This window comes from Saccharopolyspora erythraea (genome assembly GCF_018141105.1).
Lineage (GTDB): Bacteria > Actinomycetota > Actinomycetes > Mycobacteriales > Pseudonocardiaceae > Saccharopolyspora_D > Saccharopolyspora_D erythraea_A.
Genome location: NZ_CP054839.1, coordinates 5,706,035 through 5,732,362, shown reverse-complemented (window position 1 = coordinate 5,732,362; position 26,328 = coordinate 5,706,035). Strand labels below are relative to the sequence as shown.

General features: G+C 70.6%; 24 protein-coding genes. 13 read left to right on the top strand and 11 right to left on the bottom strand.

The window, feature by feature from the left end; all coding sequences use genetic code 11:
- Positions 1–34 precede the first annotated feature (34 nt).
- Positions 35–973 (top strand): NADP-dependent oxidoreductase, encoded by a 939-nt coding sequence (locus HUO13_RS25595; RefSeq protein WP_211897596.1) that lies wholly within the window; start codon positions 35–37, stop codon positions 971–973.
- 9 nt (positions 974–982) lie between these two features.
- Here the strand turns inward: HUO13_RS25595 and HUO13_RS25590 are convergent, their stop codons facing one another.
- Entirely contained in the window at positions 983–1,921 is a 939-nt protein-coding gene (locus HUO13_RS25590) for a LysR family transcriptional regulator (protein ID WP_211897595.1), read from the bottom strand.
- Positions 1,922–2,071: 150 nt separating this feature from the next.
- On the opposite strand from HUO13_RS25590, the gene HUO13_RS25585 reads away from it, so the two are divergent.
- Together HUO13_RS25585 and HUO13_RS25580 are read left to right on the top strand one after the other, a co-directional pair.
- On the top strand, positions 2,072–3,244 hold the full coding sequence (locus tag HUO13_RS25585) for an MFS transporter (RefSeq protein WP_249124044.1): 1,173 nt from the start codon (positions 2,072–2,074) through the stop codon (positions 3,242–3,244).
- Positions 3,245–3,380: 136 nt separating this feature from the next.
- Positions 3,381–4,178 (top strand): IclR family transcriptional regulator, encoded by a 798-nt coding sequence (locus tag HUO13_RS25580; protein ID WP_211897594.1) that lies wholly within the window; start codon positions 3,381–3,383, stop codon positions 4,176–4,178.
- Between the two features lie 105 nt (positions 4,179–4,283).
- On the opposite strand, the gene HUO13_RS25575 is transcribed toward HUO13_RS25580, so the two are convergent.
- Positions 4,284–4,997 (bottom strand): TioE family transcriptional regulator, encoded by a 714-nt coding sequence (locus HUO13_RS25575; RefSeq protein ID WP_211897593.1) that lies wholly within the window; start codon positions 4,995–4,997, stop codon positions 4,284–4,286.
- A gap of 81 nt (positions 4,998–5,078) precedes the next feature.
- On the opposite strand from HUO13_RS25575, the gene HUO13_RS25570 reads away from it, so the two are divergent.
- Positions 5,079–6,257, top strand: a complete 1,179-nt coding sequence (locus tag HUO13_RS25570; protein WP_211903148.1) for an erythromycin esterase family protein — start codon at positions 5,079–5,081, stop codon at positions 6,255–6,257.
- Positions 6,258–6,327: 70 nt separating this feature from the next.
- On the opposite strand, the gene HUO13_RS25565 is transcribed toward HUO13_RS25570, so the two are convergent.
- Both HUO13_RS25565 and HUO13_RS25560 read right to left on the bottom strand, forming a co-directional pair.
- The gene (locus HUO13_RS25565) at positions 6,328–7,728 is read right to left on the bottom strand and encodes an aspartate aminotransferase family protein (protein WP_211897592.1); all 1,401 of its coding nucleotides are present in this window, start codon (positions 7,726–7,728) and stop codon (positions 6,328–6,330) included.
- 22 nt (positions 7,729–7,750) lie between these two features.
- Positions 7,751–9,268, bottom strand: coding sequence for a CoA-acylating methylmalonate-semialdehyde dehydrogenase (locus HUO13_RS25560; protein ID WP_211897591.1), 1,518 nt, complete (start codon positions 9,266–9,268; stop codon positions 7,751–7,753).
- A gap of 92 nt (positions 9,269–9,360) precedes the next feature.
- On the opposite strand from HUO13_RS25560, the gene HUO13_RS25555 reads away from it, so the two are divergent.
- Positions 9,361–10,962 carry a PucR family transcriptional regulator gene (locus HUO13_RS25555; RefSeq protein ID WP_211897590.1) on the top strand — a complete coding sequence of 534 codons (1,602 nt, stop codon included), beginning with the start codon at positions 9,361–9,363 and terminating at the stop codon, positions 10,960–10,962.
- Between the two features lie 377 nt (positions 10,963–11,339).
- Here the strand turns inward: HUO13_RS25555 and HUO13_RS25550 are convergent, their stop codons facing one another.
- From HUO13_RS25550 to HUO13_RS25535, 4 genes are all read right to left on the bottom strand, one after another.
- A complete protein-coding gene (locus HUO13_RS25550; RefSeq protein ID WP_211897589.1) occupies positions 11,340–11,939 on the bottom strand; it encodes a short chain dehydrogenase in 600 nt (199 codons plus the stop codon).
- A 191-nt stretch (positions 11,940–12,130) separates the two neighbouring features.
- Positions 12,131–14,344, bottom strand: a complete 2,214-nt coding sequence (katG, locus tag HUO13_RS25545) for a catalase/peroxidase HPI (RefSeq protein WP_211897588.1) — start codon at positions 14,342–14,344, stop codon at positions 12,131–12,133.
- Positions 14,337–14,774 (bottom strand): Fur family transcriptional regulator, encoded by a 438-nt coding sequence (locus HUO13_RS25540; protein ID WP_211903143.1) that lies wholly within the window; start codon positions 14,772–14,774, stop codon positions 14,337–14,339. The genes katG and HUO13_RS25540 overlap by 8 nt, the downstream gene beginning before the upstream one ends.
- A gap of 166 nt (positions 14,775–14,940) precedes the next feature.
- Positions 14,941–15,366, bottom strand: a complete 426-nt coding sequence (locus tag HUO13_RS25535) for a nuclear transport factor 2 family protein (RefSeq protein ID WP_211897587.1) — start codon at positions 15,364–15,366, stop codon at positions 14,941–14,943.
- A gap of 82 nt (positions 15,367–15,448) precedes the next feature.
- Between HUO13_RS25535 and HUO13_RS25530 the strand changes: the two genes are divergently transcribed.
- The 4 genes from HUO13_RS25530 to HUO13_RS25515 all read left to right on the top strand — a co-directional run bounded on the left by HUO13_RS25530 (position 15,449) and on the right by HUO13_RS25515 (position 19,072).
- Positions 15,449–16,018, top strand: coding sequence for a PadR family transcriptional regulator (locus HUO13_RS25530; RefSeq protein ID WP_211897586.1), 570 nt, complete (start codon positions 15,449–15,451; stop codon positions 16,016–16,018).
- Positions 16,005–16,808, top strand: a complete 804-nt coding sequence (locus HUO13_RS25525; RefSeq protein ID WP_211897585.1) for an SGNH/GDSL hydrolase family protein — start codon at positions 16,005–16,007, stop codon at positions 16,806–16,808. The genes HUO13_RS25530 and HUO13_RS25525 overlap by 14 nt, the downstream gene beginning before the upstream one ends.
- A gap of 482 nt (positions 16,809–17,290) precedes the next feature.
- Positions 17,291–17,596: a hypothetical protein gene (locus tag HUO13_RS25520; RefSeq protein WP_211897584.1), complete on the top strand. Its 306-nt coding sequence runs from the start codon at positions 17,291–17,293 to the stop codon at positions 17,594–17,596.
- Between the two features lie 462 nt (positions 17,597–18,058).
- Complete coding sequence (locus tag HUO13_RS25515) at positions 18,059–19,072, top strand: LacI family DNA-binding transcriptional regulator (RefSeq protein ID WP_249124043.1); 1,014 nt, start codon at positions 18,059–18,061, stop codon at positions 19,070–19,072.
- A gap of 81 nt (positions 19,073–19,153) precedes the next feature.
- On the opposite strand, the gene HUO13_RS25510 is transcribed toward HUO13_RS25515, so the two are convergent.
- From HUO13_RS25510 to HUO13_RS25500, 3 genes are all read right to left on the bottom strand, one after another.
- A complete protein-coding gene (locus tag HUO13_RS25510; protein WP_211897582.1) occupies positions 19,154–19,999 on the bottom strand; it encodes an aldo/keto reductase in 846 nt (281 codons plus the stop codon).
- 84 nt (positions 20,000–20,083) lie between these two features.
- A complete protein-coding gene (locus HUO13_RS25505; RefSeq protein ID WP_211897581.1) occupies positions 20,084–20,491 on the bottom strand; it encodes a tautomerase family protein in 408 nt (135 codons plus the stop codon).
- 153 nt (positions 20,492–20,644) lie between these two features.
- Positions 20,645–21,694 carry a LacI family DNA-binding transcriptional regulator gene (locus HUO13_RS25500; RefSeq protein ID WP_249124042.1) on the bottom strand — a complete coding sequence of 350 codons (1,050 nt, stop codon included), beginning with the start codon at positions 21,692–21,694 and terminating at the stop codon, positions 20,645–20,647.
- 147 nt (positions 21,695–21,841) lie between these two features.
- Between HUO13_RS25500 and HUO13_RS25495 the strand changes: the two genes are divergently transcribed.
- The 4 genes from HUO13_RS25495 to HUO13_RS25480 are packed head-to-tail and all read left to right on the top strand — an operon-like array spanning position 21,842 to position 26,185.
- Positions 21,842–22,795: a TIM barrel protein gene (locus tag HUO13_RS25495; RefSeq protein WP_211897580.1), complete on the top strand. Its 954-nt coding sequence runs from the start codon at positions 21,842–21,844 to the stop codon at positions 22,793–22,795.
- Between the two features lie 48 nt (positions 22,796–22,843).
- Positions 22,844–24,268 (top strand): sugar porter family MFS transporter, encoded by a 1,425-nt coding sequence (locus HUO13_RS25490; protein WP_211897579.1) that lies wholly within the window; start codon positions 22,844–22,846, stop codon positions 24,266–24,268.
- Positions 24,269–24,305: 37 nt separating this feature from the next.
- Positions 24,306–25,322, top strand: a complete 1,017-nt coding sequence (locus HUO13_RS25485; protein ID WP_211897578.1) for a Gfo/Idh/MocA family oxidoreductase — start codon at positions 24,306–24,308, stop codon at positions 25,320–25,322.
- Positions 25,319–26,185, top strand: coding sequence for a sugar phosphate isomerase/epimerase family protein (locus HUO13_RS25480; protein ID WP_211897577.1), 867 nt, complete (start codon positions 25,319–25,321; stop codon positions 26,183–26,185). The genes HUO13_RS25485 and HUO13_RS25480 overlap by 4 nt, the downstream gene beginning before the upstream one ends.
- The last annotated feature ends 143 nt before the right edge of the window (positions 26,186–26,328 follow it).

Sequence of the window (26,328 nt, the reverse complement as noted above, 5' to 3'; positions counted from 1 at the left end):
TGGCATTCCGGAAGCGACGACGAAGGGGAGTGGAATGCGGGCGTACGGATTCACCGAGGTGGGCGGGCCGGAGAAGCAGGGTTTCCTCGACGTCCCGGTGCCGGACCCCGGTCCCGGTGAGCTGCTCGTGCGGGTACGTGCCGCGGGAGTGAACCCGGGGGACTGGAGGCTGCGAGAGGGTTCTTACGGTGTGTCCGGGCCCGCGGTGCTGGGCCGCGAGGTCGCGGGGACGGTCACCGCCGTTGGGCTGGAGGTGGACGGCTTCTCGATCGGCGACGAGGTGTTCGGTGGCTGCCCCGGAATGGTCGGCGGCTGGGCCGAGCAGGCGTTGATCACCGCGTCGTTCGCCGCGCATCGGCCTGACGCGGTGCCACCGGAGCTGGCCGCGGTGCTGCCCGTCGCCGCCGGCACCGCACACGATGCCCTGGAGAACCTCGGTCTGCGCGCTGGTGCGACGCTCCTGGTCAACGGGGCGGGTGGCGGTGTCGGAATTCCGGTCGTGCAACTCGCGCGGGCCCGGGGGATCACCGTCGTGGGGGTCGCGAGCCCGGCCAAGCACGATCTCGTCGCCGGATTCGGGGCGATCCCGGTGGCATACGGCGACGGTCTTCTCGAGCGGGTGCGTGCCGCGGCGCCGGGTGGGGTCGACGCCGTCTTCGACCTCGTCGGTGGCGAGGCGCTGCGCACCGTCGCGGGTGTGGTCGCGGACCGGTCGAAGCTCCTGTCCATCGCGGACAAGCCGCTGGTTCGTGAGCTCGGCGGGCGGGAGGTCGAACGGGACCGGAGCACGGCCGTCCTCGCCGGACTCGCCGAGCTCGTCGCCTCCAGGGCGCTGGACCCGCACGTCACGCGAGTCCGGCCGCTCGACGAGGCGGGCGAGGCGCTCGCCGAGGTCGAAAACGGGCACGTGGTGGGCAAAGTCGTCCTTGCGTCCCGGCCGAACCGAAACGTTCCTCGAGGCGCGGTCCATTGAGGACGGCGGTTACTCCTTCGCCCCTCTGGTTTTCCGGGGCGAGGGAAGCAGGTCCGACGCGGTGGTGCTGATCGTCGACAGGGCCGCCGCGATCATCGGGTGGTCGCGGCGGCCGAGCCGGGTGGCGGCCAGGATGCGTCGTGCGGGCGCAGGCTCCCCGCGCAGCGGGATGCGGACAACGGGCCAGTCGTCGTGCAGCCGGGCGAGCCGGGGCACCAGGATGATGCCGAAGTGGTGGGCGACCAGGGCCGTTCCGGTGTCCCATTCGTCCGCGTAGTGCGCGATGTTGGGGGTGAACCCCGCGGTCATGCAGGCCGTGCGCACCAGGTCGTGGTAGGTGCTTCCGGGGCGGCCGACGATCCACGGCTCGTCGGCGGCATCGGCCAGGGTGACGGCGGGAAGGCCGGTCAGCCGGTGCCCGGCGGGCACCACCAGGTCCAGCGGGTCGTCGAGCAGTGGTTGCTGGTCGAAGCGCTCGTCGGCGGTCGGAGGCGTCCCCGCGGTGTTGATCACCAGCGCGAGGTCGGCGTCCCCGGCCAGCAACAGGTCGAAGCAGCGGTCCGGTTCGGCTTCGATGACCCGCACGCGCACGTGCGGATAGCGTTCCCGCAGGGCCGCGGCCACCGGTGGCAGCAGGTGGGTGGCGGCCGTGGAGAAGCCGCACAGGGTGAACGACCCGCTGGGCTCCTCCGAAAGCGAGGCGAGTTCGGCGTAGGCGCGCTCGGCTTGCGCGTGCAGCGCTTCGGCGTGGCGCAGCACGGTTCGGGCGGCGGCGGTGAGCTGGATACCGCGTCCGTGCTGGGTCACCAGCTCGACGCCGAGCTCGTCGGCGAGCTGGCGCAGCCGGTACGACACCGCCGACGGGGTGTAGTGCAGCGCGGCAGCGGCGGCGGTGACCGTCCCGTGGTGGGCCACCAGCTGGAGCACCTTCAGCCTCGGATCAATCATGCAACAATTCTGCACGGTCTCCTCGAATAACGTTTGATTCCCTTCACGAGTCACAGCAGGCAACCTGTGGACGTGATGCTCACGAAGCGTTCTGTTGTTGCTGGAGGAGGAGTTGCTCCCGGGAGTTGTGCCCTCGATCGCGCGGGCGAGGTGCGCACCGGCCTCTACCTGTTGGTGGTGCTCACCGCCGGGGCCTACCTGCCGAGCCCGCTGTATCCCGCCTACCAGCGGGTCTTCGAGGTCGGCGACCTCGCCATGACGCTGATCTACGCGACGTTCGCGCTGGTCAGCGCGCCTGCTCTGCTGTTGTTCGGATCGGCTTCGGACGCGCTCGGGCCCCGGTCGGTGCTGCGGGCGAGCATCGTGCTGGCCGCGGTCGGCTCGGCCTGCTTCGCGCTCGCCTCCGGCCCGGTCTGGCTGCTCGCCGGGAGGGCCGCGCAGGGGCTCGCCCTGGGTGCGGCGACGGGGGCGGCCAGCGCTCTGATCAGCGAACTTTCCCATGGTCACAGCCGGGTCTCCGGGACGGTGCTGGCGAGCACAGCGTTCGTCGCGGGCACGGCCGCCGGTCCCGTCGCGGGCGGTGTGCTCGCCGAGTACGCGCCTGCGCCGCAGGTCCTGCCGTACGTCCTGCACCTGGTCTTGCTGGGAGTCGGTTGGTTCCGAGTCTCGGCCCTCCCCGCCCCCGCACCGCGGCCGGGGCGTTGGACGCCCACGCGGCCAGAGATCCCGTCCGGCATGCGGCTGCTGTTCGCCTCGGCCGCGGCGACCGGCTTTCTCGCGTGGACGGTGGCCGGGCTGTTCCTGGCGGTGATCCCCGCCCTGCTCGACGGAGCCGCCCAGGCCGGTCAAGCGCTCATCGGCTGCATCCTCGGTGCCGTCCTGCTCTGCTCCGTGCTGACCCAGCCGCTCGTGGCCCGTCTCGGCGCGCGGCGCGCACAGCTTGCCGGACTCGGTGCTCTCCTGATCAGTCTGGGCCTGCTGGCGCTGACCGCCGGCTGCTCGGCATCGGTCACCCTGGTCGCGGCGGTCGTGGCCGGCGCCGGAAACGGCTTGGCCTACGGCGGTGCCGCCGCCGCCATCGACGGGAGCGCGCCCGCGGCCAAGCGCGGTGCCATCACCGGCGCGCTGTACCTCGTCTTCTACCTCGGAGCCGGGGCGCCGGCCGTCGCCGTCGGCCTCGTGACGCTCGAGCACCCGTTGGCGACCGCGACTTCCTGGGTCACCGCGGTGGCGGCCGGCTTCGTCCCTCTGGTCGGTACGGCCGTTGCGGTGGCCGGCCGCGTGAGGGGCACGCCCATCTTGGCCCGGCCGCCGGCCCGCTGATCCCCGCCGCACCGCCTCCGGTGCGCGCGGCTGCCCGAGGCGCACGGGGCTGGGCGTGTCCGGTTCCCTACCATGGGGGATCGGACATGTCCGCTGGTGCGCGCGGCGGGTGGGATGCGTGGGGAGTGAAGTCGGGATGGACCGCCCGAGCGAGCCGGTGGATCTGACCAACAAGTCGGTGGTCAAGGCCGCGCGGCTGCTCCGGGGCCTCGCGCATCACGGCAGCGGCGCGTCGGTGACCGTGCTGGCGGCCGAGTCCGGCATCGCGCGGCCGACGGCGTTCCGGTTGCTGTCCACTCTCGAACGCGAAGGCCTCGTCCACCGCGTCGAGAACAACTACTCGCTCGGCTGGGAACTCGCGCGCCTGGGAAGGCTCGCGGATCCGCACTCGGGACTGGTGTCCCGCGTCCAGCCCGCGCTGGACGAGCTGGCGGCCGAGCTGAGCGAGACGGTGACGCTGGCGGTGCCGACCCCGGGCCACGACTTCGACATCGTCGCCGAGGCCACCGGTCCGCACGTGGTCGGTGTCGCGGTGCACAAGATCGTGGGGCAGCGCTTCCCGCTGCACGCGACTTCGACGGGCAAGACCCTGCTGGCGGAGCTGGCGCCGGAGCAGGTCCGGGAGCTCCTGCCGGAGACGCTGGAGGCGTTCGCCTCCCGCACCATCGTGGACCGCGAGGCCCTGTTGCGGGAGCTCAAGGAAGTCCACGAGCAGGGTTACGCCGTCATCGACAACGAGCTGGAGGAGGAGCTGCTGTCGGTGTCGCGCCCCGTGCGCGACTCGGCGGGCGCGGTGGCCGCGGTGCTGACGGTGGAAGGGCCGCGCTACCGCTTCGGGCGGGCTCGGATTCCCAGCGCGTTGCAGAGCATGCAGGCGACCGCGGCACGGGTCGCTGAGCTGCTCTGGCATGGCGAGGACGGCACGCCCGTGTGAGCCGGAGCACCGGCTTCTTCCGGACATACGTCGGTCGGAGACACCGAGCGAGAAGTCGGCTGAGGTTCCGCCAGGCGACCCACTGGGCAAGCCCCTGAAACGCGTCTAGTTGTCGCGCAGACTCAGGTAGTTGTCGAGCTGTGCGGCCGCGTTGAGCATGGCCCGGCCCCGCGCCGTGAGCCTTCGCCGCCAGTCGTCGAGGGCGGTGGCCAGCGCGTCCGTGCCGCCGGCCGTCCGGACCTGCTGGACCACGGTGGAGATGTGGTCCAGCGGGTAGCCACCGCGTCTGAGGAGATGGGCGAGTTCGGCGTCGCGGGTGTCGCTCGCGCGGTAGAGGCGGTATCCGGTCGCCGGATCGCGCGCGGGGGCCAGGATGCCGACGGCTTCCCAGTTGCGGATGGTCGCAGGGGTGACACCGAGGTGGTGGGCGAGTTCGCCAACGGTTCGGGGTCTGGCGGCGGCCGGCTGGTCAGCAACGGCGTCGGGTTCGGCCGTGAGGTGGTCCACGGCCTGTTTGACGGCGTCGAGGGTCTCGCGGTCGCGGAGCAGCCGGCGGTGGCCGCGGTCGATGATCAGCAGTGCGTCGTCGAGCTCGCCCTCGTTGAGCGCGTTCATGATCTGCCCGCCTGCCGAGTGGCCGTGCGCCGGTATGAGCGCCAGGAAGGCGCGCAGAGCCGCCGCGTGCACCTCGGTGTAGATCCGGTAGCCGGCCGGTGTCCGCTCGGCGGGCGGGATGAACCCGTCCTGTTCGTAGTTGCGGACGGCCTGGGTCGAGATGCCGTGCTCGCGCGCGAGGTCGGTCGGTCGCAATGTGATCACCGGTTTGAGACTTTACCGCAGGATTTGACGGCCATCGCGGTAGAAGTCTCAACAGATCTTTCAACGATACGATCGAATCCCATGAGTCAGGACATTCGCGAGTTCGCCGCGGCGCCATGCGACCTGTTGGCGTTCGGTGAGCCGACGCACCAGGAACCGGCCTTCGGGCGGGTCCGCAACGACCTGTTCGCCCAGCTGGCCGGCCACGGCTTCCGGTCGATCGCGATCGAAACCGATCGCGTGGCCGCGCTCGCCGTGGACGACTTCGTCCGGGAGGGAGCGGGAACCCTCGACACGGCGATGAGCGAGGGCTTCTCCCACGGCTCCGGCGACCTGGACGCCAACAGGCGACTGGTCGCCTGGATGCGCGAACACAACCAGAACCGGCCGCCGGAAGAGCGTGTGGCCTTCCACGGATTCGACGCGCCGACCGAGATGGTGAGCGCGCCGAGCCCGCGGTGCTACCTCGAACACGCCCGCCGCTACCTGGGGTTCGCCGTCGACCTCACAAGCCTCCTCGGTGATGACCAACGGTGGAGCCGCACGGAGGCGGTCATGGACCCGGCCATGTCGGTCGGTGCCACGGCCGACGCCGAGCGGCTGCGATCGATCGCCGACGACATGCTCACCTCGCTCTACGCGCGCGCACCCGAACTGATCGCGGCGACATCACGCGCCGAGTGGTTCAGGGCCAGAACCCACCTCACCGCCGGTCTTGGCCTTCTGCGCTACCACAAGCAGTCGGCACAGCGCATCGAGCAGACCGCACGGGTGTCCGGCCAGCTCGCCGTCCGGGACGCGATCATGGCCCAGAACCTCCTCGACGTCCGGGACTCCGAAGCCCGCCGGGGCGCGACGTTCGTCTTCGCGCACAACCGCCACCTCCAGCGAAGCCTGAGCAACCTGCGCCTGGGAGACCTGGACCTGAACTGGTTCGGCGCCGGCGCCATCGTCGGGTCTCTGCTGGGCGAGCGGTACGCCTTCGTCGCCGGCAGCCTGGGCCGCAGCGAAGCTCTCGGGCTCCGCGATCCCGATCCGGACACCTACGAGGGCTTCCTCCAGCGCGATACGACCACCTGGGGTCTGACAGCGGCCACCGCGATCACTTCCGCCCGCACGCGCACCGACACCACCCCGGAACAGGGCTACTTCCCCCTCGACCAGGCGACTCTCCACGCCGCTGACGCGGTCCTGCACATCAGCGACGGCATGGCTTCGCGGAGCGGAGTCCGCCTGCCCGCGCACGAGGGCGAGGCGTGATCAGCCACCGGAGCGCGCAGGTGGTCCGCCGCTCGGGCAGCGGCGGACCACCTGCGGCGAGCTGTCCGGGTCAGAGGACAGACGTGGCTTCGAGCAGCGTGTGCCGGAGGATGCGCTCGATCTCGTCGAACTCGGCCTGCCCGGCGGTCAGCGGCGGGGCGAGCTGGACGACGACATCGCCGCGGTCGTCGGGGCGGCAGTACAGCCCGTTGTCGAACAGGGCCCCCGGCAGGAAACCGCGGACCAGGCGCTCCCGCTCGGCGGCGTCGAAGGTCTCGCGGGTGGCCTTGTCCCTGACCAACTCGACGGCCCAGAAGTACCCGTCGCCGCGGACGTCACCGACGATCGGCAGGTCCAGCAGCTTGCCGAGCGTCTCGCCGAACGTCCGCTCGTTGTCCAGAACCCGCTGGTGGAGCCCTTCTTCCTGCACCAGGTCGAGGTTGGCGAGCGCGACGGCCGCCGAGACCGGGTGGCCGCCCCAGGTGTAGCCGTGGGGGAAGGTGACGCCCGGCCGCAGGAACGGTTCCATCACCCGGTCGGAGGCGATCAGCGCTCCGAGCGGGCCGTAGCCGGAGGTCATGCCCTTTGCGCAGGTGATCAGGTCGGGCACGTAGCCGAACTTGTCGCAGGCGAAGGTGTGGCCGTGCCTGCCGAACGCGCAGATGACCTCGTCGGAGACCAGCAGCACGTCGTGGCGGTCGCAGATCTCGCGGACCCGCGCGAAGTAGCCGGGGGGAGCGGTCAGGCATCCGCCGGAGTTCTGCACCGGCTCGAGCACGACGGCGGCCACCGTGTCGGGCCCCTCGAAGAGGATGGCCTCCTCGACGCGGTCGGCGGCCCAGCGGCCGAACGCCTCCGGGTCGTCTGCGAACTCGGGGTGCCGGTAGATGTTGGTGTTGGGCACCCGGAACCCGCCCGGGGCCAGCGGCTCGAAGTCCTGCTTCATCTTCGGCAGTCCGGTGATGGCCATCGCGCCGTGCGGTGTGCCGTGGTAGGCCACGGACCGGCTGATCACCTTGTGCTTCAGCGGTTTCCCGACGAGCTTGAAGTACTGCTTGGCCACCTTCCAGGCCGACTCGACGGCCTCGCCCCCGCCGGAGGTGAAGAAGACGCGGTTGAGGTCGCCCGGGGCGAGGTGGGCCAGGCGCTCGGCGAGCTCGGCCGCGGGCGGAGTGGCGTAGCCCCACACCGGGAAGTAGGCGAGCTCGGCGGCCTGGCGGGCGGCCACCTCGGCCAGCTCGCGGCGGCCGTGGCCGGCCTGCACCACGAACAGCCCGGCCAGGCCGTCGAGGACGCGGCGGCCGCGGTCGTCCCAGATGTGCACGCCCTCGCCGCGGGTGATCACCGGGACGGGGTTCTCCGGCCCGTGGCCGCCCATGCGGGCGAAGTGCATCCAGAGGTGGCGCGCGGCGGACTCGGCCGCCGGGGTTTGGGATGTGGACGGTGCGGTGGCGTTGTCGAGAGTGGTCATCGAGATCCCCTCGTGAGGTCTGTCAGTCGTTCTGCGGGAAGCCGAGGTTGATGCCGCCGTGGGAGGGGTCGAGCCAGCGCGAGGTCACGACCTTGCCGCGGGTGAAGAAGTGCACGCCCTCGGTCCCGTGCGCGTGGGTGTCGCCGAACAGGGAGTTCTTCCAGCCGCCGAAGGAGTAGTAGGCCATCGGCACCGGGACGGGGACGTTGATGCCGATCATGCCGACCTCGACCTCGTTCTGGAACCGGCGCGCCGCGCCTCCGTCGTTGGTGAAGATCGCGGTGCCGTTGCCGTACGGGTTGGCGTTGATCAGCTCGATGGCCTCTTCGTAGGTGTCGGCGCGCACCACCGACAGCAGTGGACCGAAGATCTCGTCGGTGTAGATCGACATGTCGGTGGTGACGTGGTCGAACAGGGTCGGTCCGACGAAGAAGCCCTGCCCGTCGGCGTCGAACTCGCCGTTGCGGCCGTCGACGACCAGCGTGGCCCCGGCCGCCTCACCGGCGTCGATGTAGCCGGAGACCCGCTGCTGGGCCTGCTTGGTGACCAGCGGGCCCATGTCGCAGGAGCGGCGGCCGTCGCCGGTGCGCAGCGCCTTGGCCCGGTCGGCGATCTTGCCCACGAGGACGTCGGCGATGTCGCCGACCGCGACCAGCGCGGAGATGGCCATGCACCGCTCGCCCGCCGACCCGAACCCGGCATTCACGGCCTGGTCGGCGGCCAGGTCCAAGTCCGCGTCGGGCAGCACGACCATGTGGTTCTTCGCGCCGCCCAGCGCCTGCACCCGCTTGCCGTGCGCGGTGCCGGTCTCGTAGACGTAGCGGGCGATCGGAGTCGACCCCACGAAGCTGATCGACTTGACATCCGGGCTGGTCAGCAGGGCGTCCACGGCGGTCTTGTCGCCGTTGACGACGTTGAACACGCCGTCGGGCAGGCCGGCTTCCTTCCACAGCTCGGCCAGCCACAGGGCGGCGCTCGGCACCTTCTCCGAAGGCTTGAGCACCACGGTGTTGCCGGCGGCGATGGCGATGGGGAAGAACCACATCGGCACCATGGCCGGGAAGTTGAACGGCGAGATGATCCCGACCACGCCCAGCGGCTGGCGGATCGAGGAGACGTCGACCCTGGTCGAGGCGTTCTCGGTCATCGAGCCCTTGAGCAGGTGGGGGATGCCGCAGGCGAACTCGACGACCTCCTGGCCGCGGGCGACCTCCCCGGCGGCGTCGGAGAGCACCTTGCCGTGCTCGGCGGTGATCAGCTCGGCCAGCTCGCCCGCCCGTTCGTTGAGCAGCTCGCGGAACCGGAACACGATCTGGGCGCGCTTGGCGAGGCTGGTGTCGCGCCAGGCGGGGAACGCCACCTTCGCCGCCGCGACGACCTCGGCCGTCTCCTCCTCCGAGGCCAGCGGAAGGCGCGCGGTCACCTCACCGGTCGCCGGGTTGGTGACCTCGGAGAAGCGGTCGTGCCTGCCGACCTTCGGGCCGCCCGCCCAGTGGTGCAGCGTGGGAACGGCCTCGTCGGCCTGTGTAGTAGCCACCATGGAAGGGAGTGTGGCGGGAGACCCGGCACGCGGGGAAGCAACAGAACGTCGGCCTCGAGCCGCTCTGCCTTACGAAGTGTAAAGTCCGTCCGATGTTCCCGACGGTGGCCGACGTCCTCGCGCTCCCGGCTCTGCAGGCCGGCACCCCGACCGTCCGAGCCGGCCGGTCCGCCCTGCCCAACCGCGTGCGCTGGGTGCACGTCAGCGAGCAGCGCCAGCCCGCGGGCACCCTGAGCGGCGGCGAGCTCATCCTCTCGATCGGAGCGGCGGTGGCCGACCCCGCCGCGGACCACCTGGAATACCTGACGACGCTGCGCGACGCCGGTGCCGTGGGCCTGGTCATCGAGCTGGGCCAGCACCTGCGGTCGCTGCCCCAGACCCTGGTGCAGGCGGCCCGAGCGTTGCGCTTCCCTCTGGTGGAGCTGCGCGGTACGGTGCGGTTCGTCGAGGTCACCGAGGTCGTGCACGCGTGGATCCTCAACGAGCAGTACGCGCACATGCAGTTCTCGCAGCGGGTCACCGAGACCTTCCGGACGCTGATGGTCGACAGCGCGGGGGTCGGCACGGTGGTCGCCGAAGCCGCTGCGCTGCTGGAGCTTCCGGTCGTGCTCGAAGACCTCGGGCACCGCGCGCTGGCGTTCGCCGGCGACGTCGCGGAAGACCTGCTGCGGGACTGGACTGTCCGATCCCGGCAGGCGCTGCCCGCCGGTCCGGCGGAGCCGTCCGGCCCCGAAGGGTGGTTCAGCGCTGCGGTCGGCCCCCGCGTCGAGCGCTGGGGGCGGCTCGTGGTTCCGCGCCGCGACGCCGATGCCGAGCGCGTCCGCCTCGTCCTCACCCAGGCCGCCGACGCCATCGCGGTGCTCGTGCGCATCGACGCGAGCTCCCCGGGCATCGAGCTCGAGGCGCAGGGCGGTCTTCTCGCCGACATCCTCGGAGCGTCGGAGGCGTCCGAAAGCGCCCTGCGGGTCCGGGCCAGGGCGCTCGGGCTGCCCACCGGCGGACCGTTCGCGGTGTTGGTCGTGGTCGCTCCCGCCGCCGCGGGGGAGGGGGACAGGGCAGCCCTCGAGGTCGTCGCGTCGGCAGTGCGCCACACGCGCCGGGCCGCATTGGTCGGCCCGCTGCGACCGGGGCGGATCGCCGTGGTCGTCTCCTGTGCGTCCCTCGACGACGAGCCGGACGTGGTCGCCGAGCTGGTGCCTGGTCTCCCGGCGGATCGGGTCCGCGCGGTCGCGGCGTCGGATCCCGCCGCCTCCTTCGCGGAGCTGCCCGATGCGCTGCACCACGCACTGCAGACCGCAGACGTCGCCGACGCCTCTCCCGACCCGGCGGCCCGTGCGGTGTGGCGGCCCCGTCACCTCGGCGTCCGCGGGCTCGTCTGGCGGCTGCGCGACGACCGCCGCCTGCTGTCCTATGTGGAGGAACAGCTCAGCCCGCTGCTGCGGCTGCCCGAAGCGCGCCGGGACGAGTTGCTGAAGACGTTGCGCGCCTACGTCGAGACCGACGGCGTCGTGACCGCGTTCGCCGCGCGGATCGGCACCAGCAGGCCCGCGGCCTACGCCCGCCTGCGGCGGCTGTCGGAGGTCCTCGACCGCGACCTCGACGACGCACCCACGCGCCTGTCGGTGTACCTCGCGCTCCTGGTGCTCGACCAGGGCTCCACCGGGCGGGAAGCGGCCCTCGCTCCCGGCCGCTGAGCCTTTCCGGGCCGCTCACACGAGATCCGAGCACTGGCCCACAAGTTTCGCGCCCTTGCGTCTTGACCGGCCCGCGCGTCCGTCGTAGTGTCCCGGCACAAACCCGCAGATTGTCTGACAAACTGCAATCGACCTGCTGGCAGTGGTCGTGGTCGCGGTGTCGAGCTACTGGTGGGCGGTTCGCAGCGGCTTCCACACCGCGCAACTCCAGGACGTCCTCGATGGACCTGCCGAGGGGGCGGAAACGCCATCGGAACGGGAAATCACCGGAGCAGCAGCCGAACCCACCGCGTCCAGCGGTGCGTAGGCCGTTGGCCCAGACGGAGAGGGGGCTCGTCGCTGTGTGCGACGAGCCCCCTCGGTGCTGAACCGGCCTGCTAGCTGAGCTCGTAGATCCGGCCGGTGTGGGCGCCTTCGACGGAACGGACGTAGGCCTGCGCGACCTGGGAGAGGTCGACCGGAGGGACCCCGGGGAAGAAGTCGCCGTACTTCGGGAGGCTCTCGGTGAACACGGTCGGGCTGATCGCGTTGATGCGCTGCGGGGCGATCTCGATCGCCGCGGCGCGCACGAACGCCTCCACCGCGCCGTTGGCCATCGCCGCGGCGCTGCTCGTCGGGATGGGGTCGCGGCACAGCACGCCGGTGATCAAGGTGAACGAACCCCGCTCGGCGATGCGCGAGACGCCCTGGCGGACCAGTTCGATCTGGCTGAGCACCTTTCCGCGGAACGCGGCCTCGTAGTTCTCCGGAAGCATCTCCGCGACGGGCTTGTACGGCACGTCGCCCGCCGCGCCGGCCACCGCGTCCACGGTCCCGGCCCGGTCGTACAGCGCGGAGATCTGCGCCGGGTCGGCGATGTCGTAGCGCAGGTCCCCGCTCGAACGCCCTGCCGTGAGCACCTCGTGGCCGCGAGCGGTCAGCGCCTCGTGGACCGCGGTGCCGAGCTTCCCGGCGGCACCGATCAGCAGAAGCCTCATGCCGCCGACGCTATGGCCGCTTACCGGCGCGAGGGAAATGCTCGTTGCCGCGTATCCATGTCCGGCGGTTATGAATGTGGAGCCGGGGCAGCCCTCGGCGCGCACAGGCCCCCGCCCAGGTGGGCGGGGGCCTGCACGTCACTTCGGTCCGACGGCGTGTGGTTCACACCGGGGTGAACCACACGCCGGGATCAGGCGAGGTCGAACCGGTCGAGGTTCATCACCTTGTCCCACGCCGCCACGAAGTCGCGCACGAACTTCTCCTCGGCGTCGTCGGACGCGTAGACCTCGGCCACGGCCCGCAGCTCGGAGTTCGAGCCGAAGACCAGGTCGAACCGGGTGCCGGTCCACTTCACCTGGCCGGAGGCGTCGGTGGCCTCGAAGGCCTCCGAGCTCTCGTCGGTCGCCTTCCACGTGTTGCCCATCTGGAGCAGGTTCACGAAGAAGTCGTTGGTGAGCGTGCCGGGCTTCTCGGTGAACACGCCCTGCTCCGACTGCTGGAAGTTCGCACCCAGCACGCGCAGGCCACCGACCAGGACCGTCATCTCCGGCGCGCTCAGGGTGAGCAGGTTCGCCTTGTCGACGAGCTGGTACTCGGCGGGCAGCGGGTGCCCCTTGCCGAGGTAGTTACGGAACCCGTCGGAGGACGGCTCGAGGTGCGAGAAGGACTCGACGTCGGTCTGCTCCGCGGTGGCGTCGCCGCGACCCGGGGTGAACGGGACCTCGACGTCGAACCCGGCCGCCTTGGCGGCCTGCTCGACACCGACGCCGCCGGCGAGCACGACCAGGTCGGCGAACGAGACCTTCTTGGCGCCGGACGCGGCGTTGAAGGACTCCTGGATGCCCTCCAGCGTGCTGATCACGGTCGCGAGCTGGTCCGGCTCGTTGACCTCCCAGCTGCGCTGCGGCTCGAGGCGGATGCGGCCGCCGTTGGCGCCGCCGCGCTTGTCGCTGCCCCGGAACGTCGAGGCCGCGGCCCACGCGGTGGAGACCAGTTGCCGCACGGTCAGGCCGGACTCGGCGATCTTGCCCTTCAGCTCCGCGATCTCGGCGGCGCCGACCAGCTCGTGGTCGGGCTTGGGGATCGGGTCCTGCCAGATCAGCTCCTCGGAGGGGACCTCGGAGCCGAGGTAGCGGTCGGCCGGGCCCATGTCGCGGTGGGTCAGCTTGAACCACGCACGCGCGAAGGCGTCGGCGAACTCCTGCGGGTTCTCCCAGAACCGCCGCGAGATCGGCTCGTAGATCGGGTCGACCTTGAGCGAGAGGTCCGTGGTGAGCATGTTCGGGGCGATCTTCTTGGACGGGTCGTGGGCATCCGGGACGGTGCCCTCACCCGCGCCGTCCTTCGGCCGCCACTGCCAGCCGCCGCCCGGGCCCTGGTACAGCTCGTACTCGTAGCCGAACAGGTTCTCGAAGAAGCCGCTGCCCCACTGGGTCGGCGTGGAGGTCCAGGTGACCTCCAGGCCGCTGGTGATGGCGTCGGCGCCCTTGCCGGTGCCGTGGCTGCTCTGCCAGCCCAGGCCCTGCGCCTCGAGCGGAGCGGCCTCGGAGTCGGGGCCGAGGTTGGAGTCCGGGGCGGCACCGTGGGTCTTGCCGAAGGTGTGACCACCGGCGATCAGGGCGACGGTCTCCTCGTCGTTCATCGCCATCCGGCCGAACGTCTCGCGGATGTCGCGCGCGGCGGCCACCGGGTCCGGCTTGCCCTCCGGGCCCTCCGGGTTGACGTAGATGAGACCCATGTGGGTCGCACCCAGCGGCTTCTCCAGGTTGCGCTGCTCGCCGCCGGAGATGCGCTGGTCGCTGCCGAGCCAGGTGGTCTCGGCGCCCCAGTAGACGTCGTCCTCGGGCTCCCAGGCGTCCACGCGGCCACCGGCGAAGCCGAAGGTCTCGAAGCCCATCGACTCCAGGGCCACGTTGCCGGCCAGGATCATCAGGTCGGCCCAGGAGAGCTTGCGGCCGTACTTCTGCTTGACCGGCCACAGCAGACGGCGGGCCTTGTCCAGGCTGACGTTGTCCGGCCAGCTGTTCAGCGGCGCGAACCGCTGCTGGCCGGTGCCTGCGCCGCCGCGGCCGTCGCTGACGCGGTAGGTGCCCGCGCTGTGCCAGGCCATGCGGATCATCAGCGGGCCGTAGTGCCCGAAGTCGGCGGGCCACCAGTCCTGGGAGGTGGTCAGGACCTCCTGGATGTCAGCCTTGACGGCGGACAGGTCCAGGGTCTTGAACTCCGCGGCGTAGTCGAACTCCTCGCCCATCGGGTCGGCCACGGCGGGGTTCTTGGCCAGCAGCTTCAGGTTGAGCCGGTTCGGCCACCAGTAGTTGTTGGCGCCACCCTGGGTCGGGTGCGGGAGCCGGTCGCCGTGCGCGACCGGGCAGCCGCCGGTGGTGGCGTCAGGGCTGTCAGTCACCGGAATTCCTTTCGGGCTCAGGTTGGTCGGGATCCGAGTCGGGAACGCAGTCGGGGCACAGTCCCCAGTAGATGACCTCGGCCTCGTCGATCGAGAAGCCGTGGGCATCGGACGCGGTCAGGCAGGGGGGTGTACCCACGGCGCAGTCGACGTCGTAGATGGTTTCGCACGACCGGCACACGATGTGGTGGTGGTTGTCCCCGACCCGTGCCTCGTAGCGAGCCACGGAGCCCATCGGCTGGATGCGACGCAGCAGCCCCACCGAGGTCAGTGCGCGCAGCACGTCGTAGACGGCCTGGTGCGACACCTTGGGGAGTGCTCCGCGCACGGCACCGATGATGGTCTCCGTGTCGGCGTGCGGATGATCGTGCACCGCGGACAGCACCGCCACCCGAGGGCGCGTCACACGCAGCTCCGCCTCGCGCAACATGCGCTCGAAGTCCGCAGTCGTCGTTGGCACGGTGCGCAGTCTGGCTGATTTTCTGGAATCAATCAAGAGTCGACGAGTGATTCACGCCACGAGCCCTCGTGTCGGTTCACTCCGTCGAGTGGCAGAGCTGTGGCTGCGGGGTCTCTGGCGCGCTAACGGAGATCCGTCACGTTCCGCTCGGCAGCAGTCCCTCGGCGACGAGACCGGCGTGCACCGCCTCGCCGATCGCGGTCACGGCGCTCAGCGGCCGGACCATGACCGTGAACTCCGCGATCAGTCCGTCGTCGTCGAGCTGGATCAGGTCGATGCCGTGGATCTGCCTGCCGCCGACCACGGCCCGGAAGATCAGCAGGTGCGAGTCGGCCGCCGCGCCCGCCGCGGTCTCCGCCGTGCCGTGCAGCTCGCCGGCGTACCGGAAGTCGTCGAAGACGCGCCGCAGGAGAACTCCGAAGACGCCGAGAACCATGGCCCTGCCCTCGAACGGGGCGAACTTGATCGGGCTGAAGAACCGCGGCTCGGGCGCGAACAGCGGCTCCAGCGCGTCGGCGTCGCGCCGTTCGACGGCGGCGCGGAAGCGGTCGATGGTCTCCATGTGCACTCCTTGGTAAAGCATGTGATTAGTCAGAAAATTGACTATAGTGAGAAGGAGTGGTCCGGGCTAGGGAGGATGCGGGATGGCCTTGCGGCATGCGGTGCTGGCGGCCCTGCTGGACGGTGAGTGCAGCGGTTACCAGCTGGCCAAGGCTTTCGACGTCGGCATGGCCAACTTCTGGCATGCGCTGCCGCAGCAGCTGTACTCGGAGCTGGCGAAGCTGGAGCGGGAGGGTCTGGTCTCCGGCCGCGAGGTGGTGCAGGAAACGCGGCCGAACAAGCGGATGTTCACGCTGACCCCGGCGGGGCTCACCGAGCTGCGCCGGTTCGCGGCCGCGCCGTCCAAGCCCTCGTTCGTCCGCGACGACCTCATGGTCAAGGTCGTGGCCGCCGACTCGGTCGGCGCGGCCGAGCTGATCGGGCAGCTCGAGGAACGCGCGGCGATCGCCGCCGCGAAGATCGAGCTGTTCGACAAGCTGCTCGGCAAGATGCGCGGTGACCTCGGCGAAGCCGACTTCCTGGCGCGCGGTGCCCAGGTCGGCCCCTACCTGACGTGCATGCGGGGCCGGGAGTTCGAGCGCGGGAACCGGGATTGGTGCAACCGGGTTGCTTCGGTGCTGCGGGCCAGGGAGGGCGCCGATGTCCGGCGATGACCGCGGCTCGGCCGTGCCCGGCTACCGCCGGTTCGTGGCGCTGGGCGACAGCCAGACCGAAGGTCTCAACGACGGCGATGACGTGAAGGGATACCGCGGCTGGGCGGACCGGCTGGCTGAAGAGCTCGCGGTCGCCGACTCCCGGCTGCGGTACGCGAACCTGGCAGTGCGCGGCAGGCTCGCCCGCGAGGTGCGCGCCGAGCAGTTGTCCGCGGCGCTCGCGCTCTCGCCCGACCTGGCCACCGTCATGGCCGGGGTGAACGATCTGATCCGCCCCCGCTGCGACGTCGCGGCCGTGAGCGGGCACATCGAGCACGTGCTGAGCGCGCTCGCGGCGACTGGCGCCACGGTCGTCACGTTCACCTATCCCGACCCCGGGCGGCGCATGCCGGTCGGGCGACTGCTCACCGCGCGGACCCGCGATCTCAACGACCGCGTCCGGGCCGCGGCGAACCGGCACGGGGCCCTGGTCGTGGACCTGTCCGCCCACGCCGTCACGTCCGATCCGCGGTTGTGGAGCGCAGACCGGCTGCACCTCAACGCCTTCGGCCACGCACGGCTGGCCGCGGCCGTCTCCCGTGCCCTGGACCTGCCGGGCAGCGGAACCGCGTGGAGCGAGCCGCTCCCGGCGCGGCGGCCGGTGCCCGCGTTGCGCCGAGCCGGGGCGGAGCTGCGGTGGATGGTGGGTTTCGTCGGACCCTGGATGCTCCGCCGGGTGCTCGGCCGCTCCTCCGGGGAGGGTCGCCGGGCGAAGCGGCCCGTCCTCGCTCCTGTCGCGACGACGGCCTGACCGTCCCGGACGACGTCGGAGCCCGGGTGATCGTGTGCCCGGGATGTGCAAGGCGGAGAACGTCATCTCGATGTCCACAGTGGACTGGCCGCACTCCTCGGCCCCATGGGCGGCTCGGACACCCGCGAGTCGGACGATCGATGCTCGGGGCTCGGCACGTCCGGTCACCGGAAAGCCGGCGCCGACGCCGCGCGCGGGTGTGCGGTGGTAGGGCACCAAGTCCCTGGCTTTTCGCCTTCACGACTGTGTTTGGTTCGCCGTCGGGTGCAACGAGTGAATCCGTGCGGGCGCTGCCGGTGTACATCCTGGTGGCACGCGCCTACGATGACGGAGAGAAACTGGAGTGGCCCTGCGTGGTGACGTGGCCTGGGGGTTCTCCCCCTGGTGCAGCCGAAAATGAACACCCGCCGAAGTGGGTCGCAAGGCAATTGCGATTTCCTGCGCGGCCCGGCATTCGGCTCGTCCGCAAAGGGAGAAAAACGGTGTCTGGCGAACTGAGCGTTTCCGAGCTGGAGAACGAGCGGATCGAGTTCCTCCCGGCGCGTACCCTGCTGACGGCGTTGGCGTTCGCGGGCGGTTCCGGCGCGACCCACAACGCCGACGCCGGCGATGGCGGCAACGGCGGCGGTACGGGTGGCGGGGCCGGCGGCGGCGAAGGTGGCGCCGGCGGTGCCGGGAGCACGGTCGGCGACGGTGGTCCCGGTGGTCCCGGTGGCAGCGGCATCGGTGCTTCCGGCGTCGGCGGTGACGGCGTCGGTGGGGCCGGTGGCAACGCGCACGCCGGCTGAGACGGGAGGGGATGAGCAACTCACCCTCTGCTGGAAATCAATGTGCGTCGACGGACGCTGAAATACCGGCCGCATGCGGTGCGGGCAGTTTCCGCCATGGGTGCCGTACGTGCGGGAGCTTTCAACTGGGGCATCGACACCGGTGTTCTGTTCGTGCGTGCATTCAGTGCGGTAGAGGTGCGAAGGCTGGGGTACGGGCTTTTCGCGGGGTGTCTGTGGCCCGACGGCGTCCGAAAACGGAACGGGCGTCGTCCGGCTCCTCCCGCTGGTCGGTTTCGGACCCATCGCGGCGCGTTTTCGAGCGTCCTCGTCGAAGCCTTTCGATCGGTTACCGGAACGTTCCGGTAACCTGTGGTGGCGGGCATCCGGAGCCGTGGTGCCTGCGTCAACACATCATCCGTAGTGCTTTCCCCGCGCCGGCGCGCGGCTGCGAGCACTCGGTGTGTCGAAAGGCGGGTGCACGTGGCGGGGAAGGCCGGCAAGACCACGATCGTCGACGTGGCGAGGGAAGCGGGTACGTCGGTTTCTTCGGCGTCGGTGGCGCTGCGTGGTGAGCCCGGTGTTTCGGACCGGACGCGGGCCCGCATCCTCGATGCCGCGCACCGCCTCGGCTATCGGCCCGACCAGCGTGCGCGGTTGCTGCGCCAGCAGCGGTCGCGGCTGCTCGGCGTGACGTTCTCGGTCGACCAGAGCTTCCACGCCGACGTCATCGAGAACCTGTACCGCGCCGCGGAGGGGACCGGCTACGGCCTGCTGCTCAGCGCCACCGCCCCGAACCGGCCGGCGCGTGAGGCCATCGCAGACCTGCTGCGAGACCGGTGCGAGACGTTGATCCTCGTCAGCCCCGATCTGAGTGAGGATCAGCTCGCGGAGGTGGGTGCCCTCGCGTCGGTCGTCAGCGTCGGTGCCGGTGTGCGGGCCGACGGGGTGGACTCGCTGCGTTCCGACGACCGCCAGGGCGTCATCGACGCCGTGGGCCACCTCGTCGGGCTCGGGCACCGGTCCATCACCTACGTCGACGGCGGGGGCGCGGTCATGAGCGCCATCCGGCGCGATGCCTACGTCGAGGCGATGGGCGCGCACGGTCTCGGCGAACAGGTCTGCGTGCTCCACGGCAGTCCTGCCGAGGAGTCGGGCGTGGAGATCGCCAGGCGGCTCCTCGACGGCGGAGAGCCGCTGCCCACCGCGATTCTCGCGCACAACGACATGATCGCCTTCGGACTGCTGCTCACCCTGCGAGCCCGGGGTGTCGCGGTGCCGGGGGAGGTCTCGGTCGTGGGCTACGACAACACCAGGATGGCGGCGCTGGCCACGGTGCAGCTAACCTCGGTCAGCCAGGACGCCGCCCAGCTCGCGCGGGCCGCGGTCGGCCGCGCGATCGCGCGCACGGAGAACTCCGTGGTGGCAACGGAAACGGTCACTCCCGCCCGGCTGGTCGTGCGGGAGACCTCCGGGCCGCCGCGCAGCGGCGCGTAGCAGCCGCCGGCCCGCCGCTGGTTGGCGACGAGCAGCGCGTCAAGGCGGGCGGGGCGGTGCGGAAGTTCCCGCGCGGGGCGGTCACGCTCCGAGGACGTCGGGGTCCGGGCCGATGCGGGCGCCGAGCTCCAGGCCGGCCAGGGCTTCCATGTCGTCGCCGGACAGCTCGAAGTCGAAGACGTCGATGTTCTCCTGGATCCGGGAGGGTGTCCGGGAGCGCGGGATGGTGATGTTGCCGAGCTGGAGGTGCCAGCGCAGCACGATCTGCGCCGGGCTGCGGCCGTGCCGGGCGGCCGGCTCGGTGATCGCGGGGCTGTCCAGGAGGCCCTGCGCCCGCCCCAGGGGGCTCCACGCCTCGGTGGCGATGCCGTGCTCGGCGTGGAACGCCCGCAGCCCGTACTGCTGCAGCCGGGGGTGCAGTTCGATCTGGTTGACCGCGGGGACGACTCCGGGCTCGTCGAACAGCCGCCGGAGGTGCGCGATGTGGAAGTTCGACACGCCGATGCTGCGGACCAGGCCGTCGGCGTGCAGCTTCTCGAACGCCTTCCACGTCTGCGCGTAGAGGTCCCGGCCGGGCATGGGCCAGTGGATCAGGCAGAGGTCGACGTGGTCGAGGCCGAGCTCGCTCAGGCTCGAGTCGAAGGCCCGCAGCGTGGAGTCGTAGCCCTGGTGGGTGTTCCACAGCTTCGTGGTGACGAACAGCTCCTCGCGCGGGATGCCGGACTCGGCGATCGCCCGGCCTACCGCTGCTTCGTTGCGGTAGGCGGTCGCGGTGTCGATGCTGCGGAACCCGGCCCTGAGCGCGGTGCTGACGGCTTCGGTCGCCTCGTCCGCCGCGAGCTGGTACACGCCGAACCCGAGCTGGGGCATCCGCGCACCGCTGTTCAGGGTGACGGCCGGACTCGGCGAGGACGGGGCGGATGTCATCTGCGTGGAACCTCCAGAGTGGTCGTGCCAGAGGAGAGCGGTCGCGGCGGCGGGGGAGCGGAGCCGGGCGAGTGGCGGCTGAGATCAGGAGCGCGCGGGCACCGGGAGATCGCCCACGACGTACTGGGCGCGTCCGAAGCCGAAGGACCAGTCCGCGGCGGTGTTCTCGACGATCCCGACGAACACGTCGTTGCCGCCGATGCCGAGCGCGCCCAGGCGCGACGCGATGGCCTCGAAGACCTGCTGCTTGGTCGAGGTGTCCCGGCCGGCCTGGGTGAACACCTGGATCATGACCAGCGCGTCGCTGCGCTGGAAGCCCAGGCCGGCGTCCTGTGCGATGACGCGCTGCGGCTCGTGTTCGCTGATCACCTGGAAGCGGTCGTCCTCGGGAATTCCGAGGACGTCGACCAGCGCCGCGTGCACGGCGTCGGCGACGGCGCGCACGTCCCTTTCGCTGCGACCTCGCACGAGATCGATCCGGACCAGAGGCATGGCAACTCCTAGCGGTGGGAACAGGTACGAGAGGTGACCTGGTCCGACGGTGCTTCCGGGTCCATGTGTAGCTACCGGGTTGAAACCTGTCAACAATATGTCCGTACATTAGGACAGATCATGAGCCTGCTCTCGCCCGGCCGGAGCCGCGGGTCAGCGCGCCGTGCTCCCGTCCCGTGGGGGAGCGCTGGTGTTGCGCACGACGAGCTTCGGTTCGAGGACGATCTCGTCCGGGGCGAGCGAGTCGTCGTCGAGCCGCCTGACCACCGAACGGACCGCGTGCTCCCCCATGCGCAGCGCGTCCTGGCTGACGGTCGTCAGGTCGTGGAGCAGGTGCGAGATGTGGCTGTCGTCGTAGCCGACGACGGAGACTTCCCCCGGCACGTCCACGCCGGCGCGCAGGAGCGTGCCGATCAGCCCGATGGCGCACCGGTCGTTCCCGGCGAGCACGGCGGTGGGCAGCCGGTCTCGGGCCAGCAGGGTGTGGCCGGCTTCGATCCCGGCGTCCTCGGTGTGGTTGCCGCGGAGCACGTCGACGTGCTCGGCCAGGTGGTGCGCGCGCATGGCGGCGCGGTAGGCGCGGCGGCGGTCGGCGGCCGCGGGGGCCTGTCCGCCGTCGACGTGCGTGATCGTGCGATGTCCGAGTTCCACGAGGTGGTCGACCGCCTGCCGGATGCCGAGTGCGTCGGCCGTGTGCACGCTGTCCACGTGCGCGCCGGGCAGGCGGCGGCCGACGATGGCGGTGGCCGTGCGCTGCCCGAGCTCGTTCAGCCATCGCGCGTCGGCCCGCGTGCCGAGCAGGATCAGGCCCTCGCAGCGGTGGCTGAGCAGCGCCTCCACGGCCTTGGTCTCGTCGCGCACCGGTGCGCTCGCCGACAGCAGCACCTCGTAGCCGACCTGCTCCGCTGCCGGGTAGATGGCCTCCACGAGGTCGGCGTGGAACGGCTGGTGGACGGTCAGCATCACGCCGAGCGTGCGGCTGCGGCCCCGCGCGAGCAGCTGCGCGGCGGTGTCCGGGCGGTAGCCGAGCTCGTCGGCGGCCTTGAACACCCGCTCGCGGGTGGCGGCACTGGCGCCTGGCAGGCCCCGGAAGACCAGTGAGACGAGCGCGCGGGACACGCCGGCCCGCGCGGCGACGTCCGCCATCGTGGGCCTGCGGTCCCGTGCGCTGTCGCGACGGCGTTCGGTCGGGGGTTCGTTCATCGCTCTATGTTGCCTTGCGGTTTGTTTGATAGAACGTCTTGACATTTGCATGTGACCGGCAGCATAGTACCGGGCCTAGAGCGCGATAGTAGCGCGCTCTAGTCGCCCCGATCCCCGAGCTTGAGCTCGTCGTGAGGAGGTCCGTCGATGACGACGGCGTCACAGCCCACCATCGCCCGCACCGTGGCGGGCAATCTCTGCCTCGGCTCCGCACCGGACTCGTGGGGGGTGTGGTTCCCGCAGGACGACCACCAGGTCCCCTACACCCGCTTCCTGGACGAACTGGCCGAGGCCGGCTACGAGTGGCTGGAGCTCGGCCCGCCCGGCTACCTGCCCACCGACCCGAAGCAGCTCGCCGAGGAGGTCGGTTCGCGGGGACTGAAGGTCTCCGGCGGCACCACGTTCGGCGCGCTGCACCGGCCGCACGAGTGGGACGAGATGCTGGCGGCCGTCCGCCAGGTGGCAGAGCTGACCGCGGCCGCGGGCGCGCACCACCTGGTGTTCATCCCGCCGATGTACCGGGACGAGAAGACCGGCGCCTACACCGAGGAACCGGTCCTGAACGCCGAGCAGTGGACCGCGCTGGGCAAGGCCGCCAACGAGCTCGGCAAGATCCTGCTCGACGACTACGACGTGCGGCTGTGCCTGCACTCGCACGCCGACAGCCACATCCAGACCCAGCCGGAGATCGAGCGCTTCCTCAACGAGACCGACTCCCGCTACGCCAACCTGTGCTTGGACACCGGGCACGTCGCCTACGGCGGCGGCGACAACCTCGACCTGATCCGCCGTTTCAGCGAGCGCATCCGGTACGTGCACATCAAGCAGATGGACCCGCAGGTGCTGGAGCAGGTCTTCACCGAGGGGCTGTCCTTCGGGGAGGCCGTCAAGCGGGGGGTGTGCGTGGAGCCGCCCGCCGGCGTGCCCAACCCCGCCGAGGTCACCGAGGCCCTGGCCGGCCTGGACGACGAGCTGTTCGTGATCGTCGAGCAGGACCTCTACCCCTGCGAGCCCGACGTCCCGCTGCCCATCGCCGTCCGCACCCGCGAGTACCTCGCCCGGTGCGGCCTCAGCGGTACCCGCCGTCCCGAGACCCGGTGACCTGGCGCATCCACTCCGGAACCCCTCCGACGACGAAGAAGAGATGAGATGTCCGAAGTGCACAGTGACGTGCCCCCGGCTCCGGCGGTGCCGCTCGAGGCCAAGGGGCCGCACTCACGCCGTCTGAAGGTCATCACCGTGGTCTCGACCTTCGGTGGCCTGCTGTTCGGCTACGACACCGGCGTGATCAACGGGGCCCTTCCCTACATGCAGAAGGACCTCGGGCTCACCCCGGTCACCGAGGGAGTGGTGACGAGCTCGCTGCTGCTGGGCGCCGCGCTGGGCGCGTTCTTCGGCGGCAGGCTCTCCGACGCGCGGGGACGCAGGCGCAACCTGCTGATGCTCGCGGCGATCTTCGTGCTGGGCACGCTGGCGTGCACCTTCGCTCCCAACACGGCGGTGATGGTGGCCGCCCGGTTCGTGCTCGGCCTGGCGGTCGGCGGCGCGTCGGTCACCGTGCCGACCTACCTGGCCGAGATCTCACCCGCCGAGCGCCGGGGCCGGCTGGTCACGCAGAACGAGCTGATGATCGTCACCGGCCAGCTGCTGGCGTTCAGCTTCAACGCGGGCATCGCGAGCGTGCTCGGCGACTCCGCGCACGTGTGGCGCTACATGCTCGTCGTGGCCACCCTGCCCGCGGTGGTGCTGTGGCTGGGGATGCTCGTCATGCCCGAGAGCCCGCGGTGGCTGGCGTCCAAGGGCCGGTTCTCCGACGCCCTGGAGGTGCTGCGCCAGGTGCGCTCGGCGCAGCGCGCCGAGGACGAGCTCACCGAGGTGAAGAGGCTCGCGCAGGAGGACCAGAAGTCGCAGACCGGCGGCTGGTCCGACCTGGCGGTCCCGTGGATCCGCAAGCTCGTGCTGGTCGGCATCGGGATCGCGATCGTCCAGCAGGTCAGCGGTGTCAACACGATCATGTACTACGGCACGCAGATCCTGAAGAACTCCGGGTTCTCGGCCAACGGCGCCCTGATCGCCAACATCGCCAACGGCGTGATCTCGGTGCTGGCCACCTTCGTCGGGATCTACCTGCTGGGCAGGGTGAACCGGCGTCCGATGCTGCTGGTCGGCATCGCGGGCACGTCGACGGCACTGCTGCTGGTCGCGGTCGTGTCGATGGTGATGCCGGAAGGCTTCGCGCGCGGGCTGGTCGTGCTGGCGCTGACCGTGACGTTCCTTGCCTTCCAGCAGGGGGCGACCTCGCCGGTGACCTGGCTGATGCTCGCCGAGATCTTCCCGCTGAAGATGCGGGGTTTCGCCTTCGGCATCGCGAGCCTGACGCTGTGGTCCACCAACTTCGTCATCGGCCTGACCTACCCGGTCATGGTCGACGCGTTCACGATTTCCTACACGTTCCTCGTCTTCGTCGCCGTCGGCGTGCTCGCTCTCGGTTTCGTCGCCAGGTACGTGCAGGAAACCCGTGGCCGTTCCCTGGAAACGCTGGAAACCGAGCTGCACGCGCGCTTCAGCGCCTGAGGCCGCGCCGAGCGGGATTGCTGAGAGGAGAAGGAAGATGTCCGTGCGCGTGGGAGTGATCGGGACCGGCATGATCGGCCAGGACCACATCCGCCGGCTGACCCGAGCGGTCACCGGAGCAGAGGTCGTCGCCGTCACCGACATCGACGGTGACCGCGCCGCGAGCGTGGCGGGTGGAGTCGGGGCGAGGACGATGCCGTCCGGCGCCGACGTGACCGGGTCGGCCGACGTGGACGCCGTGCTGGTCACCTCGTGGGGGCCGACGCACGCCGAGCACGTGCTGGCCGCGATCGAGGCGGGCAAACCGGTTTTCTGCGAGAAGCCCCTGGCCACCGAGGTCGAGGACTGCCTTCGCATCGTGGAGGCCGAACGCGCCCGCGGCGAGCGCCTGGTGCAGGTGGGTTTCATGCGCCGCTACGACGCCGGGTACCGGGAGATGAAGGAGCTCGTCGACGCGGGCGACATCGGCATCCCGCTGATGGCGCACTGCGTGCACCGCAACCCGACCGTGCCCGAGGCCTACCATTCGGCGATGGCGGCGCAGGACACCGCGGTGCACGAGATCGACACGCTGCGCTGGCTGCTCGACGACGAGATCGTCTCGGCGCAGGTGATCAGGCCGCGGCGCACCAGCAAGCGGTTCGAACACCTGCAGGACCCGCAGATCATGTTGTTCGAGACCGAGTCCGGCGCGCGGATCGACGTCGAGGTGTTCGTCAACTGCCAGTACGGCTACGACATCCAGTGCGAGGTGGTGGGTGAGAGCGGGACGATCCGCCTGCCCGACCCCGCGCGGACGGGTCTCCGGTCGGCGGCATCGGTGCGGACGGCGATCACGCAGGACTGGAAGCAGCGCTTCGCCGACGCGTTCGACGCGGAGATGCAGAGCTGGGTCGACTCGGTGGCGCACGGCGCCGCCAGTGGGCCATCCGCGTGGGACGGGTACGCGGCCACCGCGATCTGCGGCGCCACCGTGGAGGCGCTGCACAGCGGGCAGGTCGTACCCGTCGCACTGAAAGACCGTCCCGGCCTGTACGGAGGAACCAACCAGTGAAGATCGCCCTCGACCCCTTCATGCTGCGCAAGCTCCCGATCCGGGAGATGGTGCGCACGGTGGCCGACATCGGCTACGAGTACATCGAACTGTCCCCGCGGGACGAGTTCATGCCGTTCTTCCTGCACCCGCGCGCCGACGACGACCGGGTCGCGGAGTTCAAGAGCGCGTTGCGGGAGACCGGCGTGCAGGTGGCGAGCGTGCTGCCGCTGTACCGGTGGTCCGGTCCCGACGAGACCGAGCGCCAGGCCGCGGTCCGGTACTGGCGGCGGATGATCGAGGTGACCGCCGAGCTGGGCTGCCGGCAGATGAACTCGGAGTTCAACGGCAGGCCGGAGCGTCCGGCCGAGAGCGAGGCGGCGTTCTGGCGCTCGATGGAGGAGCTGCTCCCGGTCTTCGAGCGCGAGGGCATCGCGCTGAACCTCGAGGCGCACCCCGATGACTTCTGCGAGGTCAACACCCCGGCGGTGGACCTGGTGCGGGCGATCAACAAGCCGTGGGTGAACTACCTGTACTGCGCCCCGCACACGTTCCACCTGTCCGGCGACGACACGGGCGCCGACATTCCCGCCATGCTGCGCTACGCCGGGGACAAGCTCCAGCACGTGCACATCGCCGACAGCTTCAACCACAAGGGATCGTCCGGGCTGCGCTACATCCTCAACCCGCCCGGAACTCCCGCGCGCATCCACCAGCACCTCGACATCGGGCAGGGCGAGGTGGACTGGGACGTGTTCTTCGGGACGCTGCGGGAGATGAACTTCGACGGCATCGCGACCGCGTGCGTGTTCGCGTGGGAGGAACGCGCCGTCGACTCCTCGAAGTTCATGCTCGAGCGGATCACGAAGGAACTCGTGCGCTGACGGGTGTTCCGCCCGTTCGACTCCGGTAGCTCCTGCCCGCCCCCATGCGCCGACCGCGCGTGGGGGCGGGCAGGTTCCATTCCTGTGGTGATGCAGAACCTAATGATCTTTCGGTAATAGGGCGAGTCGCTGTGCGTGGTTTG